We start from the raw sequence: 15146 nt of genomic DNA, 5'->3' as shown, positions 1-15146 counted from the left end.
TAGAAATGTCCAGTCTGTGGCCGGGCCAATCTGCTTCCATGGACAGTAAGACCATCGGCTGAATCGTTAAAGCCTCATAGCGAAGACAAAGCAGCTGGGATCATTTCATTAAAATCATTTATCCGATCCTTGGATTTACTGTCGGGAAGCAAACCGGTATTTTACAGAAAGAATACCTTGTAAATACCCTAAAACATCTGCAAACAAATAACTTCCGGCACCTGGCTGATAATTGTTTCTTGGCCGGCCTATAAAATCCTCCCTGTAGACAAAAGACCTTTGTAAACCCCAATCCAATGCCAGGTGATTGCCCATGTTGCGCGTAAAACCGATTGTAACCGCAGGACAGTATGTTACTCCCTTTGCAGTGACAGCTACCTGGGGAGAGGGCCAGTAGGAACTCTCTAACATCGTTCTCATGGCAGTTTGTTTGTATTGAGATACAATAAGAAACACCCCAACATAAAAATTGGTTTTGCCCGGTGTGCCTGAAAGGTTGGCGGGATAAAACTTTAGACCGGCTTTTCCGAAAGCTCCGGAAGTTATACGGTCATAAACTCCATCGTGTACTTTTCGAAAATCCTGTCCTGTGTAAGCCGTTTTGAATGTATAACCAAAATTGGCATTTAAAGAGAAGGCAGCGTGTCTGCTGAACTCGGAATTAATTTCCAGTGATTTGGAGATTAAAGGCGCAAAATTTAAGCCTACCTGACTACTCCATTGTCCCAGACAGACGGATGGAAACACAAATAATACAAATTGAAATAGGGAGCGTAAAGTTTTCACAAACATAAATTTATCTGACGTTGAGTACAAAGTTGACTTTCAGTATGTTTTGAATGGTATTGCTTCGTCAGCATTGGAAGCAACACCCCGGCATGAGCTGAATAACCACGGTTATAAGGCGTGTATCGCGTAAAATCTACTTTACTGTAAATGTCAGTCATACCGGAGAATTCGGAACCAACTTCTCCGAAATACCCAATCCATCAACGAAACAATTTTATTCTTTCTAAAGATGACGTCTTTTACTGCTTTAAGCCAGTTGATCGTGATCTTCCCGTTTTTGATGCGGCCGATACCTGGCTTTGAGATTGGACGAGCGTCCGTGCTATAAACTTCATCGCAAAGATCGTTAGCTTCTTTGATCAGGCCTTTTGAAAGCATGAATGCACCGATTGTCCCGGTTGAAGTGGTACCAAACATTGCAGGTTTAAAGCCAGCAGCAATTAAATGGCTTGCGACCTCGAATTGCCACGCGAAGAGTGCACCGCCGCCTGATAAAATGTAAAGGTTTTATACTTCCTGATCGCCGTCAGTTGTGATCATCTGTGTACGTATTTCGTATGTTTCAAAACACCACAAATATACAATACTCCAATCAAACGGTACAATAAGTAACGTTTAAATTTCTATTTTATAGGGCATGAAATTAAAGTTTGGCAGGGCTGGTGAGAAAGTGAAGGAACGGTGCTTACATTGATGTAAATTTAACCCCCTCTATAATATGGAAATGATTGAAGCTACGCAGGCGAATTGGGACGAACATGTTAAATTTCTCAGAAATACTAGTGTCCTGCGCGATAACATTGCTTTCTCTGAACGAAAGTTAACAATCTCTCATATTAAATTCCCAGATATCTTTAAAATAGACTTTCAGGAGAACATATCTATTTCTGAATATGAGTTTATCGGTTGCAATTTCGAATGTTTTTACAGTGGCATATCTGGTGAATGGAGTTTTGGTAATGTTAAAGTTACATTATCAAAATGTTCTCTTGACACTTATGCGACGGATGGCAATAACATTGGTCTATCCATTAGCTTTGTGGAATCAATAAGGGTGAAAAATGTCAATATGTTGAGTGACTTTACATCTGTGGAAGTAGTTGGAGATATTAATGTATTTACGAATTTAACGAAGCTAGAGGTTAGGGGTGCAAGAAACCTAGATAAAGCTAAACTGTCTAAGATTAAAATTAATCAATGTAATTTTGATGAAGTAGAAATAAATTCCATAAACAACTTGGAATTTACAGCAGAAAATGTGATATGTCGAAAGTCTTTATTTCGAGGTATTTTGAGTAGTAATGTGTCTATAACAATGTTTTCTAAGGTTGACAGCTTTATAATTTACAAATTTGCTGGTTCAATTAATTTAAGGGAATCTACATTCAAGGATATAGATATATCAATTGACAAACAAAAAGACATAAGTAACATTCAATTTTTCAATGTTGTAGCGGATAATGTCACTTTCAATAGAGAATTTAGTGTTCCTAAAAGAGAAGTTATTATTGATACAATTATCATTAGTCAGGGCAACATTGGTAATATATTGTTTGGCGAGGTAGTTTGCAAACAGATTATATTATCCATGCTCGTTGCATCGAGCGTCATTTTGCCGATAAAACTAACAAAATTTGACTCTTTTAAGCTGTCAGGTAGCTCACAGAATAAGTCATTCATTGATCGGATTTTCATTATAGGTGGAAATTTCCTGGAGGGAGCAACCGGCGACAAGCCATCGATTACAATGGAGCATTTGGAAACTTCGTCGCTTGTATTTCATTCTTTTTATAACAATTCGAACGTTTATATTTCGAATTTATCTTGGGGTTTAACAAATGATGCTATTAAAGCCAAACCAATGCCAAATACAATTTGGGCGGCAGTTGTTGGACAAGACATTCCAATCAATCAATTTGTAGAGGAAAAGGATGATAATGGATTAATAAAAGCAATATTCGAACGCGGTAAACCGATTGAAGAGAATATACTTAGGGGAACGATGTGGCACAACTGGAGGAAATATCTGCGCCCGTTAGATGCTAATCAATTGGTAATTGTTCAATCTGACTTAGGGAAAATCAACCTTATATCTTGTGATTTCTCTGATATGCAGTTAAAGTTTAGTGGATCTAAAATTACTGAATTGTTTTTATCCGGAACAGAAATGCCAAAAACTGCAATTGGCGAATATAAGGATAAGCAAGTTGCATATGCTCAACTTAAAAAGGTGTATGATAATCGCGGTGATAGCGTTTCGAGCAATGATTACCAGGCAAAAGAACTTGAAGCTCACTTCGATTATTTAAAGCATAAAAAGAGAGATGGAGAGGAGCGTCGCGATTACTTCACTCTTTGGTTAAATAAATATTCCAATAAATTTAATCAAAGTTATACTCGCACACTAAAGTATGGTCTACCAGTAATGGGACTTATATATTGGGTTTATTGTCTTTCGCTCGGTTTCCGGCTATTTACTGGCGCCGACAGCTATGATTGGGGAATATTTAAGCATCTTGTCTCCTTGTTTCCGGAATTCATTTATCCGATCCATACAGCTGGATTTGTGCCGAAAGAAATGGGATTGACAACAACGTTCTTGATTGCACCAACTGTTGAATTTATAGCCAGAGCAGTCAACGGGTATTTATTCTTCCAATTCATTCAGGCCTTCCGGAAATTTGGCAAGAAGTGACGTATATCTCTAATGGTTTTCCATGATTTTTAGGATGATTGGCGATGTAACGGTTTTAATATCCTATTTTGCAGGTACTTACTCATCTAACTCTATCACTTATGAAAAACGTTTTAATTACCCTCACTTTTATTTTTATTTTTTCATTCAGTGCATTTTCCCAAGCAACCTATAGGTTCAAATTCAAACACAAATTGTCTAAAATTGAATTGGCAGCACTCAAATTGGATGGATATAAAATAACTGACGCAAATGGGAAAGAATATACCTTCTGTCCCAGTTTAAAAAAAGATTTCAAATTCACAGTAACACATAAGAATTCTATTCTGGAGATAGATCCTTGGAGCATTTTAGACACTAGAACAAATTCTGATGTGCACGCAAGTGATCCATGTTTTGACCAGGCTGGTGTAATTAATGCCAACACCGATAACAATCTCAAAATCGATTTGAGAAAAAGAACCAAAGTTGGTAATGCCGTAGAAGGTATAACTCTTAGATACGAAACAATACTGTTTGCAATTAATACAATTGGGGTTAAGGCAAGGCCGAGGGTAAGTGATTACAATGATAGTTTGTATACTGTTAATTTTATAACCGGTAGTATAAATCTAGGAGTATCACTTGGGTATTCGTTTGGATGGACAAAATTCACTCAATTGACGAGTAATAATTACTCAATTACTCCATCATTCGGACTCGGGTTTAGTTCGGTCAAATTAGCAAATGAGCCAAGAAAGAAAAACATCGGTGTGACAAATAATCCTAGTAATTTTATATTGGGCCCAGCGGCTACTGTTATACTGGCGAGAAATGACATTGGGCTCGTTTTGTCTTATGGATATGATGTCATGATGGGCAAGAATAGTAGTGCCTGGGCTTATCAAGGCAAGCCATTTTATGGTGTAGGTGTTTCGCTCGGGCTAAAACTTTAGATTTGCCAACAACAATAGAAAAAGGGGTATAGATGGCCCTGTTTTATTCAACACCACTCAAATCCAACTCAACACCCGGCAGCAGATCTGAATACAGGTTTTGCAATTCATGAACGTCCAATATCCCCATATACGCCGCTTCGTCAGTGCTGTATTCTTCGGTGTATAAGTATTCGCCACCTCGGGATACTTGAACTGAATAACCAAGTTTTGCAAATTTGGTGATAGTTAGTTGAGGTCCGTCGCTTTCCTCCAGCTCATCGTCAGCCAGCTCAGTGATGTTGATCAGGTCAACGGTTCCGTTTGTAAAGTCACGGTCTGAAAGCTTCGTGAAGCCGAGTTGTTCAGGCATTAGCGAGATCTCCATGATGTACGGATAGTGGCCATCGAACTTCTTGAATTCAACGGACAGTGATTCGCCCGTTTTGACATTGGAAAGTGCAAATAAGGGATAGTTGCCAGGCTCTGTTATCGAATCGATCTTAAAGATTCCGAATTCACCTGGAACGGTGAACACTGTGACAAGGTTTCCTACGCGGTATTGGCTGAATTGAGACATCGGATTGAGCAAATTTCATTGAGATGGCTAAGATATAAAAGATATTGAAATACACTGACCTGTATTTTTGAAATTTTCATGATCTAGATTATATTCGCGTACTCAGCGAATTCCTCAATCCTCCAAATCAGCCGCATGAAAAAATTTCTCCTTAATTTTGCATCACTATTAATACTCCTGTTCTTTTGTTTCGGACAGACCGCATGTACGAAAAAAATTGACATTCAAATTGAAGAGGATCAATTTAATAAAGATGACGGTATGCTAAGGGATGAGGACGCACAATTAATCGACCAATTAAAAACCGTCAATATTGCTCAATTTTCTGATCTGAAGTTTGATGATATGAGGAGCATGGATGAATTTTTAAAGCAGAATGACCCGAAACTCCACAAAGACAGATCAAGAGTGGGAGGAACCGCCGAAAAGTATACAAAGCCGTTCGCTTTTCAGCGTGATCTATTTATCGTCCGAATGATGGTTAATGCATTCTATATTTCAAATAAAGGGTACATAAATTTGATGAAAAAGGGCCGGACAAACCTGCACAGCAAGGAATTGCATATAGTTTTGGCTCCAAACAATATACAGAAAGGCAATCTCCGACACAAGGAACATGCAACATCGATAAGCAAATCCATGGGCTTGATTGTTCTGGATTTATCTATCAGTTAGCTAAACAATCGGGAATAGGAATAACAAACAGGCCAGATCTTTGCAATGTTTCATATTTATCAAATGTAAAGAATTGGAATAGTGCTTTTGATCTGTCATCTGATTACGATATGATGGAGATGAAAGCCTTAGCAGGACAGGCAAGTGAGCTTCGAACCGGGGATATCATTGTATGGGGAAGTTCACATATTGGATTTGTCTATGGAAATTTAATCATCCATTCCAGTGGCATACCCAAACCAATGGCTGGACAAGATTGTGACGTAAATTTTCAGAAAGGTCCTCGTATAAGTGAACTTACCTCAGGATTTTTATCAGCTTTTAACAAAGGGAAGTTTACAATTTTAAGAGTGATTTCAAAATGTGTTGAGGGTATTCCACTCGTTATAACGGTGGATTACAATAAACGGAATGCTCCACCATACATTAACTACGTTAAATTTACTGCCGCAGGAGGCTTTCCGCCCTATCGAGGATCGGTTTGGAGCTCAGCCGACGGTATAATTATTAATGAACAGAATGATTTAGGTTGGACTTGTAATTCTGAAGTATTTGCTGCGGGGAGTGGTGGAAAAATGTCCACTTATATAGTAAAAGTACGTGACTCAAAAGGTGGAACTTTTGAAACGACCTTTATTTATTACTAATTGGAACTTTCCTCATTTCTGTCAGCGTCATTTCCAATTCCTAAAACAAACGTAAACCTGTACTATGAAAAAATCTCTGCTCAACGTCCTTGTTGTATGTTCATGTCTTTTCCTGTTCGCATGTCCAGAAAAGGAAGATCCCGCTCTTGAGGTTGATAACCGCCCTGAATTTCCTTACGACGTAAAGCTATACTTCAATCCGTTAAATTTTAAGGAGCTACCAACCTGTAACAAACCAGTTATCTATGAAAATATTAAGATAAGCATCAGAGCAGCAACGCAGGAGGAATACCCGGGCAATAAAAGTGCATGCGGATATATCAGTGCAAGTAATGGTTTTATCGGACCGGGCACTGCACTTGAAATTGATAAATCCTACTACAAAAGTTTAAAGCAGATCCAGGTTACTGTTTGGGAGGCATGTAGCGTCCCGGATGTAGTAAGCATATTCTTCTATGACAAAAGCGGCAAGGTGGTTCTTTCAAAAAAGTTACAAGGCGATGAAACCCAATACTCAAATTGGTTTAGTAATATGCAGGCAGTTGAAAGGATTGTCATCGTTAATAGATGTGAAGGAGGGGTAAGGTCTGTGACTTTAACGAGTTATTAAAAGGAATTCTCAGTCACGTCTAACACACGGCCAATCCAACCAGCCAGGTACTTCTGTTTGACAGGGTAAAGTTTGACGTGATTGATATAAAAGTCCGATCGCTCTCTTGCATACTTCCAGACGTTTGCCTTACTTAAATTCTTTACTGTAACCGGTCCAAAATCACCGTCGGCAGTAACTCCAAGTGAGCGTTGCAAAATCTTGACGGCTCTGGAAATACCGGAATTTACACAGACGTCAAAGAAATGTAGACGAATCTGCGATGGTAAGGTATCAACTTTGTATTTGTCCCAGAAATCACGTTTGTAGATTTGAATCGCTTCCGGCCGTGATAGATTTTTAATGTTTAATCCAGGATAAGAAGCGGCACTGATGCCGAATTTAGTGCCGTGAAGAATCCCTTTTCCCTTTTTGCCACCAGTCCAATTCCCTGGATCATCCGCATCCATGGTAAAACCGCCTTCCGATGAAAGGACGTGCTCAATAGCTTGTTCAAAATTCATTATTTATGTGTGTATAATTTTCGTAACTCTTACTTCTTCCTTTTAAACAGCCACAGAAACCTGCTGGTAACCTGCTCAGGTGGCAACGTATCAATCATTGGTTCAGGAACAGAAACCGGAATCTCAGGCGGCTGAATAGATGACACTTCCGGTTTTGTCCTATTCTTGTAAACCACAGCCCGCTGAACCAGAACCGGAAGTCTGCCAATCTTGTAATCGATCCGGTCAGCCGTTTTATATATGTCGGTATTTACGACGTTGATCTGCTTTTTAAGGATCTCGTTGGAATCAACAGGAGTAGTTTCAGTTTTCTTAACAACCTGAGGATCCGATTTTTTCAATAGCAAAGGTTCCGCTTTACTATCCGTATCTTTTCTTGCCGAATCTACTGCCGGCAGTCTTTTCGAAGGTTGCTGAGACTGCAAGGCCGTAGCCACAAACAAAATCAGCATTCCTATTAAAATTCGTTTCTTAGTCATGATTTAACTTTGTTACAGTCTGTGTAAGTGCATTATCCGCCTTCACTTCAATATTATTCACTCTACGTTTTACTTTTTTCTGCTCGGCAAGCATATCTTTCAAAAACTGCTTCATTTCAGCATCCTTTGCAGCAACTGCGTCGGAACATTCCTGCTTTTCTTTCACCCGAAGTGACTGCAAAGAGTCGACCTTATATTGCAGCTTCATTGCGGACCTCCATTTTGATATCCTTGCCATCACCCTTCTCTTCCACATTTTCCAGCTTATACCACAATACTGAGATGGCGATTGAAAAAAGGTAGATTGTGAGTTTCTGCGGCGTCAGCTCCATTATCGCTTTAATCACAGTCGTATAACTTAATATTATTAATGTGCCATAAGTCAATAACCTGGTGTTATAGTTCTATGATAATAGTTTGGCGACCATAAGCTCTGAAAGTGCGGCCTTCCATGGTGACATCTTCGTACAATTGTGGAGATAGAAACCCATTATAATAGATTAGGACTTTACCAGCTTTGCCGGATCCTTTTAAAGGAATGCCCGATTTATTAACAAAGATATCTTTGATGTTGTATTGGTCACGGTTCACTGAGCCAAAACCATTTAAATGATATCCAGTAGACCCTTTATGTGGAGTATACCTGGGTATTTCGGAGAAGTTGGGTTCTTCGCCATTTTTGGTGAAAAATATATTTAAAATATACACATTAATTTTTCACCACATACCCTTCTTCTTTTTTGAATTCTACACCGATTCGATCTAATAATTTATAAATCTGCGCACTGTGGTAATTTGTACCATAGTTATTGTTTATCCATTCTGACAATAACGGGCCTGACCATCTTTTTCTTTTATACCCAAAGTTTACGGGTGGCTCATTTAACACAATATTTCGGATTCTCTCCAGATCCGACACTGATAAAATCGATTTCCTCCCCCTTCCAGGTAAGTCATTCAGACCCTCAATGCCCTTTTCTTCAAATCGATGTACCCAATTAGTGACCTGCTTGAAGCTGATGTCATAGATCTTGGCTACCTCTCTACTCGGCAAACCTTTAGCCACCTGATAGACCATATTGAGCCTTGTAGCAACAACGAAAGCCGAATCGGCGCTCATTAACTCTTTGATATCCTCTGGCTTGTAACCTTTTATTTTTAGAACTGACTTTCCCATGTTTTTGATTCTTGCAATTAAATATATCAATTATATGTGTATTTAATTTATATATATTTATGTTAATATCTAGACTTACACTTCCCACAAGTATTCGCTTTGACCAGGTTTCCATTGCTTGTAGTGACGGAAAAATATCTATCAGTGCGGCATCCTCTCAAAAGCAATCGGTCTGTCCTGTTTGTAAAATACGAAGTAAGTGTATTCATAGCCACTACCACCGCATATTGGCTGATTTGCCTATATCCGGATATAACGTCCAAGTTTTGCTGTATTCCAGAAAGTTCTTTTGCAATAACGAGCGTTGTCATCGAAAGATATTTACTGAAAGATTTACTTCCGAACTAAATGCCTATGGTAGACGGTTTAGCCGGACTGCGGATTTATTAGCAAAAATCGGTTTGGAGCTTGGTGGAAATAAAGGGGCAGTGGTTAGCAGGCTGATCGGTTGTCCGGTAAGCGCAACAACTATGTTAAGGGTTGTAAAAAAACTAAGCTACATAGTCCCCGACAAAACCTCCGGAACCATTGGAGTGGATGATTGGGCATTTAAAAAAAAAGGGCGCAACTATGGGACAATCATTGTGGATTTAGTCAGCACAAAAGTTGTCGATTTATTAGCTGACAGAGATGCCGAGACTTTGGCGGCATGGCTTGAAAAACATCCAGAAGTACATACCGTTTCCCGGGATCGGGCTAGTGCCTATGCGCTCGGCATTCGCAAAGGCGCGCCGCAGGCTGTCCAAGTGGCGACCGTTTCCACTTGTTGGTTAATCTCCGTGATGCCATGCAAAGGGTTTTACAGAGACAGAGCAACATTTTAAAGGAAACATTCCGGCTTTTTAACAATCAGGAAAGCATTAACACAGAAAAGAGGCAAATTAAACAAAGGGAAGAGCTCCAAAGATCACAGGTATTCCCCCTCAGTAATAAAAATGCATCTTTATTTACTGGAAACGTAAGTGCACAGCGGCAATTTAAATTTGAAATGGCCAAAGATTTATATGCAAAGGGTTACAAGATTAAAACCATCTCAAAACATCTAAATGCAAACATAAAATCGATTAGAAAGTATGTCAATCTTGAGGTATTACCATCACAGGTCGTTTCCCATGGCTTAACGAACTTTGATATGTATCGGGCCTATCTTATTGAAAACAATAGGCCGGGAGTGACCTACAAAGATCTTTATCATAATATTGTAAGGGATGGCTTTAACGGAAAATACACCAGTTTTTGCGATAGAATGAACCGGCTAATGACAGCAAATAACTCGCTATATATGAATGGAACGGCAGATCAGTGGCCTGTTAAATTACCTACTATGAAAACTTGGTCTACAACAAAATTAGCGTTTATGGCCCTAGGTGATACTGAGAAATTAAAACCTGATGATAAAAAATTCCTCGAGTTCCTTTATCAATCATCCAGCGTTATACGAGCAACAGCTGAACTGGCCATCCAATTCAAAAAGTTATTTTTGGTTAAACAAATAGGAAGTCTGGACCACAGGCTTCAAAATGCATTGAAACCTAATTCAGGTTTTAAGGGATTTGCAAGGGGAATAGAATCAGACTATGAAGCGGTTAATCAAGCGGTTATTTCCAATGTAAGCAATGGGCCCGTTGAAGGACAAGTGAACAAGCTTAAAACGATTAAACGAAACATGTATGGTAGAGCGAGCTTTGATCTATTAAAAATTATGGTACTGGGAAATACATGATAATTCACCAAAAGTGGTGAAGAACCAGCCACTGATCACCCCAATTTGGAAATTGAGGACAGGTTGTTTCGGTTGGAACTGACCAGATTAAGTCAATGGTTGATAGTTATTAGCAAATTGTGAGTAATAGTCTGCTGATGTCATCGATCTTCTTTAGGCCAGCCGCCTGATGGGGGGAAGAGCGGTATTAACTTTTGGTTTAGCGCAAGGGGACAAAGGTGGAACTTTCAACTGATCCGCTTGCGAATGTGCATCCGAATCGGTGAAAGCAACCGAAACCAACGTCTTTGATTTACGCTTTAAAATTGCACTTTCATGGCGACAGCCGATAGTGTTCTTACAAGGGCTTTTTAACAAATGAACTTCTACCAGCTTGAGAGCACATGTTATTTTCCAAGATATCACGATGCCTGCCGGGACAGCTTTTGCATACCAGAGCCATCACCGGACCAGTAATTTAAATGATTATTGTCTTTGCCCAGGAAAACAGCAAGAGCATCTTAACATTCCAGATTATCGGCAGTATATGTTCAAGTGAGCAACCACATGCAGGCTGACTGATTTACTGAATTGTTTGATGAAGGAATTATATAATTTCACACCATATCAGATGATGATCGCTGGCTGCGTGAATTTCTTTTTCGAGTTCCGGGTAAACATCCCATCTCCTGGCGCGCGCACCCGGCCAGGCTCCTTTACGAAATATACCACCCGCAGTTACCCTGTTGAACAAGGCAGGAGACAGCAACAGATAGTCAATTTTCTGGTTATCCCGCCCGGCATCATACGTTCCCTTTCCAGGGTAGCTTCCTGTATTGAAACTTGGATGCTCAGAGATATCTCTAAGGTCTGTGCTGGTTAGTAACGCCTGTATGGGTGCACTTTCGGGCGTATCGTTCAAATCTCCCAGCACAACAATGTTCTGATTACCCTCTGATAGCAAGCCATTGTAGATCTCTGCCGTACGTTCAGCCTGAAGTGTCCGTTTAGCCTGGGAAACCGGGTCATTGCCGCCGAATTTACTTTTGAAGTGATTGGGAAGTACCCATATTTTTTCACCGTCAGGCGTATGTACACAATACTCAGGACAATCTCTGCTAAATACTGCTTTCCCTTCGCCGTTGACATCGTGGATGTGGCTTCGCATCAGGCCGATTGGGTAGCCCTTCCTGGTCATCAATCCAACATCTATACCCCGGTCATCGTTGCCATCGATCAGCATCACGTGTTCGTAGGGGGTGCCGCCTACCTGGTCGAGGACATAATCGCTGAATTGTTTTAAAGCAACACGATGTTCGGCCTCTACCACAGCCAGTATGTCAGCATTCACATCCCGCAAAACACGGCCTGTGTTCATCACCGCCCTGGCGTTTACATGCGCCGTTTTTAATTCAGCCCAGCCTACCCAGTCACCGCGCCCGTCAGCATCAATAGTGTAGCCTGTGCCGCTCTTTGGCCTGTTGATAAGTTTACCTCTGATCTTACGAAGCAGCAAATAAGGTCCGTTGTCCGACTTGAGAATACCCGTTTCTTTCATGATGGACAGTATCCTGTCCTTATCTGCTGCGCTGTAAACAGGCTGCTCGAAAATGGTGTTGAGTTCCGCTTCTAGTTTGACAACTTTTTTGGCTGCAGCGGTATCATCATTGAAAGCTTTGGCACGGTCGAAAAGATTCTCGACGTTGAAGGAAGCAATTTTCATGGTAAATTCATTTTGGGTTGTCCTATAAAGTTAATGACTTCAAGCAGGATACGTATCAGAAATGATTAAGGGTAACGAAAACTTATTATTTGGTCGGACATGTCGCTTGCAGATTAAAAAGGAGCTATTGGCATCCCTTCCGGCCGGGCTTACTGTTGCAATCTTTTGGACCCAAAAGGATTTTCATGCTAATCCCTGATGCTTCTTTGCAGCCGGCGATTGTTTTGTGACTGTGTCAAGGCTTCCTCTCAAATTATGTCTTTGTGCTGGTTGCCAAAGGCTACGTGTTCACAGGAAGGACAAGTAAGTGATTCCCCGATCCACTGTAAGGGCTGATATAGATAGAGTAGGAATACCTTGTTCTGCTGTTTGCGACTTTTCGATTTGTTTACAGATGCGATACATAATTAGTGTGGTTTTGACTGTTTTTCTTCTGTCGTGTAAAAAGCAAGACCTCAGAGAGCCGCCATTTCCCTGCGAACTATCCCTTACCAGCATAAAAAAGAAGCAAGGGATTAGGCTATTGACCAACAACAGGGAACTAACTGATCCGAAAACCATCAATGATTTTGTAAAGGGCTCGACATATTGTCAGTTTAAAGCTATAACTGGGTTTTTTTAGATAATGATTTAACCGGTACAAATAAAGATTCTTTGGCTGCAAATAAAAAAATGAGAAAATTAATAAGGCGATGTAATATTCCAGTTAATTCCTGAATCTTTAAAGTCTTTAAAAAACATTCACACTATTGAATTGATAAATAGTAAAAATCAAACAGCGAAGATAAACGACGGGCCACAAGTAATAACCGAAATAACATATAGTCTATTTCACGGTAACAAATCGCGGAGAGAAAGTCTTAACAGAATTAATACCGTTTGCAGAGTCGATGGCTGGATTTTAGGAAATTGGTATTTAGAATTGTTGATACTACATGAATTAGAATTTAGATGGAATCTACAACAATGGAGCTGTATCCATAAGATCCGGATGGGCTTCTATGGAAAATGTTCGGTGGCAAGAATAATAATGATCTTATCTCAGAGAGAAATCCGCTGTATGGTAAGGCCATACCGAATTTAAACATGGAGACGAATGTCTTCTCTGATTACTACAATCACCCTAATTATCTATATTTAATACACTAAGTCAAAACTTCCCAACCACTTCCAGATATTTCCCTGAATCTCCTTCATACAATTCCCGAACTGCTTCATAAAAACCCAAAATCTCATCCTGCTCACTAAAAACTCCGTGCAGCGCTGCACCATACCGGTCCTGATTTCGAGAAAAATCAATCGCCAAACCATCAGCATAATATTCATAAACCAGTTCAATGATCGTGTCGACCACCAAACCTGGCTCCGTATTATACGGATATTTTGAAACGACCGTAAAAAATTGATTGTAAACGAAATCGTAATGAAGCAGAATAAAGCGGGCATTTCGGTTTTGAGAAACCTTCTCATAAATGTTCGCTTCAATTAATGTCAAGTAATCCTGCACATAGAGATGATGGTATTCTGCCGATGACATCGGCACAAGCGGATCGGCCTGGTAGTGGATATGGCTGGTTTGAGCGATAATGTTTTGCAATTTCCTTAACCTGGTGTGCACACCGGGATTTTCTGCGTTTGCTCCTTGAAAAATATCTGCTTCGAGTAAAGGGACTTCTTTTGAAATATATATATTTTCAGCCATGATTGAACAGTTTACGGGTTTGAAGTTGATCAGACGAATACAGCCTATAATCCAAATAAATCCAGAGCATCAAATGCAGGTCTTTCATATGGCTTTATGGCTTCCGGAACGTTTGTATTTTGCTTCGCATTATAAATACCATCCACGGTGCGATAAGCATCCAGCTGATCATCGGGATATGGAAATTCCATCAAATTGATCATCTCATTTTGGGTCAGGTTTGGTATTAGCCACGAAAGCGCTGCATTGCCGGTCAGGATTAACGGTTGTCTTTCACCGTCATTATGTACAGCAGCCATTTTAGGCGTAGCGTCTTTTGTTACAATACTAAAAGTCGGTATTCCTTTCCACACTGAATAGATTGCACCCAATGCAAAAAACTTTTTATTTTTTGGCTTTATATACCAGGACTCATGTTCCTTCGCGCCTAATTCAGGATAATGGGGTTCGAAAAACCCGGTGCAAATAACCAGACATCTGTTTTGCCAGGAATCCCGGTATGATGCTTTTGTAAACAATTCGTCGTTACGGGCATTAAGTGTATTCGCTTTCCAGTCTTTTTCCTCTTTAACCCAGCTAGGCACAAGTCTCCAACGGTAGGCCGTCAATTCCTTCGGATTTTCTTTGGATATAACAGGCAAGTAGGGTTTTTCGAACCCGTTAAAATCATACTGCTTTTTAAATAGGTCCAGTTTTACTTCCGGAAGCCGGAATTCGCGGGCTACTTCTTCGGCATCAAACTGATTTGAAACATGATAGCACATAATCTGTTGTTGTTTTTGAAATATTAATATATAGGAAATGATAGAAAATCGTGCTAACGCAAATTTTCGCATCCGGGCATGTAATCACTGCAATTCTGTCAGCATATACGCAACAATCGAGGGAAAATATTTATTCTAACTGTGTTGCGAAACGCAGAAAATTAGTTTAACATTGGTATCTAATAG

At 39.9% G+C, this 15146-nt stretch carries 19 protein-coding genes; 8 read left to right on the top strand and 11 right to left on the bottom strand.

What is annotated here, in order from left to right:
- Positions 1 to 135 precede the first annotated feature (135 nt).
- Positions 136 to 786 (bottom strand): hypothetical protein, encoded by a 651-nt coding sequence (locus E0F88_RS27495; RefSeq protein ID WP_131961551.1) that lies wholly within the window; start codon positions 784 to 786, stop codon positions 136 to 138.
- Between the two features lie 153 nt (positions 787 to 939).
- On the bottom strand, positions 940 to 1287 hold the full coding sequence (locus tag E0F88_RS27490; RefSeq protein ID WP_131961550.1) for a patatin-like phospholipase family protein: 348 nt from the start codon (positions 1285 to 1287) through the stop codon (positions 940 to 942).
- 220 nt (positions 1288 to 1507) lie between these two features.
- Here E0F88_RS27490 and E0F88_RS27485 point away from each other — a divergent pair, with 220 nt between their 5' ends.
- Positions 1508 to 3484: a hypothetical protein gene (locus E0F88_RS27485; protein WP_131961549.1), complete on the top strand. Its 1977-nt coding sequence runs from the start codon at positions 1508 to 1510 to the stop codon at positions 3482 to 3484.
- Positions 3485 to 3585: 101 nt separating this feature from the next.
- Positions 3586 to 4419, top strand: coding sequence for a hypothetical protein (locus E0F88_RS27480; RefSeq protein ID WP_131961548.1), 834 nt, complete (start codon positions 3586 to 3588; stop codon positions 4417 to 4419).
- A gap of 43 nt (positions 4420 to 4462) precedes the next feature.
- Here E0F88_RS27480 and E0F88_RS27475 read toward each other — a convergent pair whose 3' ends face one another.
- Positions 4463 to 4978, bottom strand: a complete 516-nt coding sequence (locus E0F88_RS27475) for a hypothetical protein (RefSeq protein WP_131961547.1) — start codon at positions 4976 to 4978, stop codon at positions 4463 to 4465.
- Between the two features lie 135 nt (positions 4979 to 5113).
- Here E0F88_RS27475 and E0F88_RS27470 point away from each other — a divergent pair, with 135 nt between their 5' ends.
- The 3 genes from E0F88_RS27470 to E0F88_RS27460 all read left to right on the top strand — a co-directional run bounded on the left by E0F88_RS27470 (position 5114) and on the right by E0F88_RS27460 (position 6910).
- Positions 5114 to 5653 carry a hypothetical protein gene (locus E0F88_RS27470; protein ID WP_131961546.1) on the top strand — a complete coding sequence of 180 codons (540 nt, stop codon included), beginning with the start codon at positions 5114 to 5116 and terminating at the stop codon, positions 5651 to 5653.
- Between the two features lie 110 nt (positions 5654 to 5763).
- On the top strand, positions 5764 to 6300 hold the full coding sequence (locus tag E0F88_RS27465) for a hypothetical protein (RefSeq protein ID WP_131961545.1): 537 nt from the start codon (positions 5764 to 5766) through the stop codon (positions 6298 to 6300).
- Positions 6301 to 6364: 64 nt separating this feature from the next.
- Positions 6365 to 6910, top strand: a complete 546-nt coding sequence (locus E0F88_RS27460; protein ID WP_131961544.1) for a hypothetical protein — start codon at positions 6365 to 6367, stop codon at positions 6908 to 6910.
- Here the strand turns inward: E0F88_RS27460 and E0F88_RS27455 are convergent.
- The 5 genes from E0F88_RS27455 to E0F88_RS27440 all read right to left on the bottom strand — a co-directional run bounded on the left by E0F88_RS27455 (position 6907) and on the right by E0F88_RS27440 (position 9069).
- Positions 6907 to 7413: a glycoside hydrolase family 108 protein gene (locus tag E0F88_RS27455; protein ID WP_131961543.1), complete on the bottom strand. Its 507-nt coding sequence runs from the start codon at positions 7411 to 7413 to the stop codon at positions 6907 to 6909. The two genes, E0F88_RS27460 and E0F88_RS27455, sit on opposite strands and share 4 nt — an antisense overlap.
- A 29-nt stretch (positions 7414 to 7442) precedes the next feature.
- Complete coding sequence (locus E0F88_RS27450) at positions 7443 to 7892, bottom strand: hypothetical protein (protein ID WP_131961542.1); 450 nt, start codon at positions 7890 to 7892, stop codon at positions 7443 to 7445.
- Positions 7885 to 8100, bottom strand: a complete 216-nt coding sequence (locus tag E0F88_RS27445) for a hypothetical protein (protein ID WP_131961541.1) — start codon at positions 8098 to 8100, stop codon at positions 7885 to 7887. Before E0F88_RS27445 ends, E0F88_RS27450 begins: the two co-directional genes overlap by 8 nt.
- A complete protein-coding gene (locus E0F88_RS33815; protein ID WP_165940165.1) occupies positions 8084 to 8239 on the bottom strand; it encodes a hypothetical protein in 156 nt (51 codons plus the stop codon). The genes E0F88_RS27445 and E0F88_RS33815 overlap by 17 nt, the downstream gene beginning before the upstream one ends.
- 362 nt (positions 8240 to 8601) lie before the next feature.
- A complete protein-coding gene (locus tag E0F88_RS27440; protein ID WP_131961540.1) occupies positions 8602 to 9069 on the bottom strand; it encodes a helix-turn-helix domain-containing protein in 468 nt (155 codons plus the stop codon).
- 59 nt (positions 9070 to 9128) lie between these two features.
- On the opposite strand from E0F88_RS27440, the gene E0F88_RS27435 reads away from it, so the two are divergent.
- Complete coding sequence (locus E0F88_RS27435; protein WP_131961539.1) at positions 9129 to 9893, top strand: transposase; 765 nt, start codon at positions 9129 to 9131, stop codon at positions 9891 to 9893.
- Positions 9857 to 10792, top strand: coding sequence for a transposase (locus E0F88_RS27430; protein WP_131961538.1), 936 nt, complete (start codon positions 9857 to 9859; stop codon positions 10790 to 10792). The genes E0F88_RS27435 and E0F88_RS27430 overlap by 37 nt, the downstream gene beginning before the upstream one ends.
- A gap of 586 nt (positions 10793 to 11378) precedes the next feature.
- On the opposite strand, the gene E0F88_RS27425 is transcribed toward E0F88_RS27430, so the two are convergent.
- Positions 11379 to 12494 carry an endonuclease/exonuclease/phosphatase family protein gene (locus tag E0F88_RS27425; RefSeq protein ID WP_131961537.1) on the bottom strand — a complete coding sequence of 372 codons (1116 nt, stop codon included), beginning with the start codon at positions 12492 to 12494 and terminating at the stop codon, positions 11379 to 11381.
- A 697-nt stretch (positions 12495 to 13191) separates the two neighbouring features.
- Between E0F88_RS27425 and E0F88_RS35045 the strand changes: the two genes are divergently transcribed.
- Entirely contained in the window at positions 13192 to 13578 is a 387-nt protein-coding gene (locus E0F88_RS35045) for a hypothetical protein (protein WP_510185875.1), read from the top strand.
- 66 nt (positions 13579 to 13644) lie between these two features.
- On the opposite strand, the gene E0F88_RS27420 is transcribed toward E0F88_RS35045, so the two are convergent.
- Both E0F88_RS27420 and E0F88_RS27415 read right to left on the bottom strand, forming a co-directional pair.
- The gene (locus E0F88_RS27420) at positions 13645 to 14196 is read right to left on the bottom strand and encodes a hypothetical protein (RefSeq protein ID WP_131961536.1); all 552 of its coding nucleotides are present in this window, start codon (positions 14194 to 14196) and stop codon (positions 13645 to 13647) included.
- A 44-nt stretch (positions 14197 to 14240) separates the two neighbouring features.
- On the bottom strand, positions 14241 to 14960 hold the full coding sequence (locus tag E0F88_RS27415; protein WP_131961535.1) for an SOS response-associated peptidase: 720 nt from the start codon (positions 14958 to 14960) through the stop codon (positions 14241 to 14243).
- Positions 14961 to 15146 lie beyond the last annotated feature (186 nt).

It is taken from the genome of Dyadobacter psychrotolerans, from assembly GCF_004349265.1.
Taxonomy (GTDB): Bacteria; Bacteroidota; Bacteroidia; order Cytophagales; family Spirosomataceae; genus Dyadobacter; species Dyadobacter psychrotolerans.
This window is presented reverse-complemented; position numbering and strand designations above follow the sequence as displayed.

Excerpts from the sequence above, each read along its gene's own strand:
- E0F88_RS27460 (WP_131961544.1), top strand. The coding sequence starts at position 6,365 with ATGAAAAAATCTCTGCTCAACGTCCTTGTTGTATGTTCATGTCTTTTC.
- E0F88_RS27425 (WP_131961537.1), bottom strand. The coding sequence starts at position 12,494 with ATGAAAATTGCTTCCTTCAACGTCGAGAATCTTTTCGACCGTGCCAAA.
- E0F88_RS27470 (WP_131961546.1), top strand. The coding sequence starts at position 5,114 with ATGAAAAAATTTCTCCTTAATTTTGCATCACTATTAATACTCCTGTTC.
- E0F88_RS27450 (WP_131961542.1), bottom strand. The coding sequence starts at position 7,892 with ATGACTAAGAAACGAATTTTAATAGGAATGCTGATTTTGTTTGTGGCT.
- E0F88_RS27475 (WP_131961547.1), bottom strand. The coding sequence starts at position 4,978 with ATGTCTCAATTCAGCCAATACCGCGTAGGAAACCTTGTCACAGTGTTC.
- E0F88_RS27440 (WP_131961540.1), bottom strand. The coding sequence starts at position 9,069 with ATGGGAAAGTCAGTTCTAAAAATAAAAGGTTACAAGCCAGAGGATATC.
- E0F88_RS27420 (WP_131961536.1), bottom strand. The coding sequence starts at position 14,196 with ATGGCTGAAAATATATATATTTCAAAAGAAGTCCCTTTACTCGAAGCA.
- E0F88_RS27435 (WP_131961539.1), top strand. The coding sequence starts at position 9,129 with ATGTTAATATCTAGACTTACACTTCCCACAAGTATTCGCTTTGACCAG.
- E0F88_RS27445 (WP_131961541.1), bottom strand. The coding sequence starts at position 8,100 with ATGAAGCTGCAATATAAGGTCGACTCTTTGCAGTCACTTCGGGTGAAA.
- E0F88_RS27415 (WP_131961535.1), bottom strand. The coding sequence starts at position 14,960 with ATGTGCTATCATGTTTCAAATCAGTTTGATGCCGAAGAAGTAGCCCGC.
- E0F88_RS27430 (WP_131961538.1), top strand. The coding sequence starts at position 9,857 with ATGCAAAGGGTTTTACAGAGACAGAGCAACATTTTAAAGGAAACATTC.
- E0F88_RS27465 (WP_131961545.1), top strand. The coding sequence starts at position 5,764 with ATGATGGAGATGAAAGCCTTAGCAGGACAGGCAAGTGAGCTTCGAACC.
- E0F88_RS27485 (WP_131961549.1), top strand. The coding sequence starts at position 1,508 with ATGGAAATGATTGAAGCTACGCAGGCGAATTGGGACGAACATGTTAAA.
- E0F88_RS27480 (WP_131961548.1), top strand. The coding sequence starts at position 3,586 with ATGAAAAACGTTTTAATTACCCTCACTTTTATTTTTATTTTTTCATTC.
- E0F88_RS27455 (WP_131961543.1), bottom strand. The coding sequence starts at position 7,413 with ATGAATTTTGAACAAGCTATTGAGCACGTCCTTTCATCGGAAGGCGGT.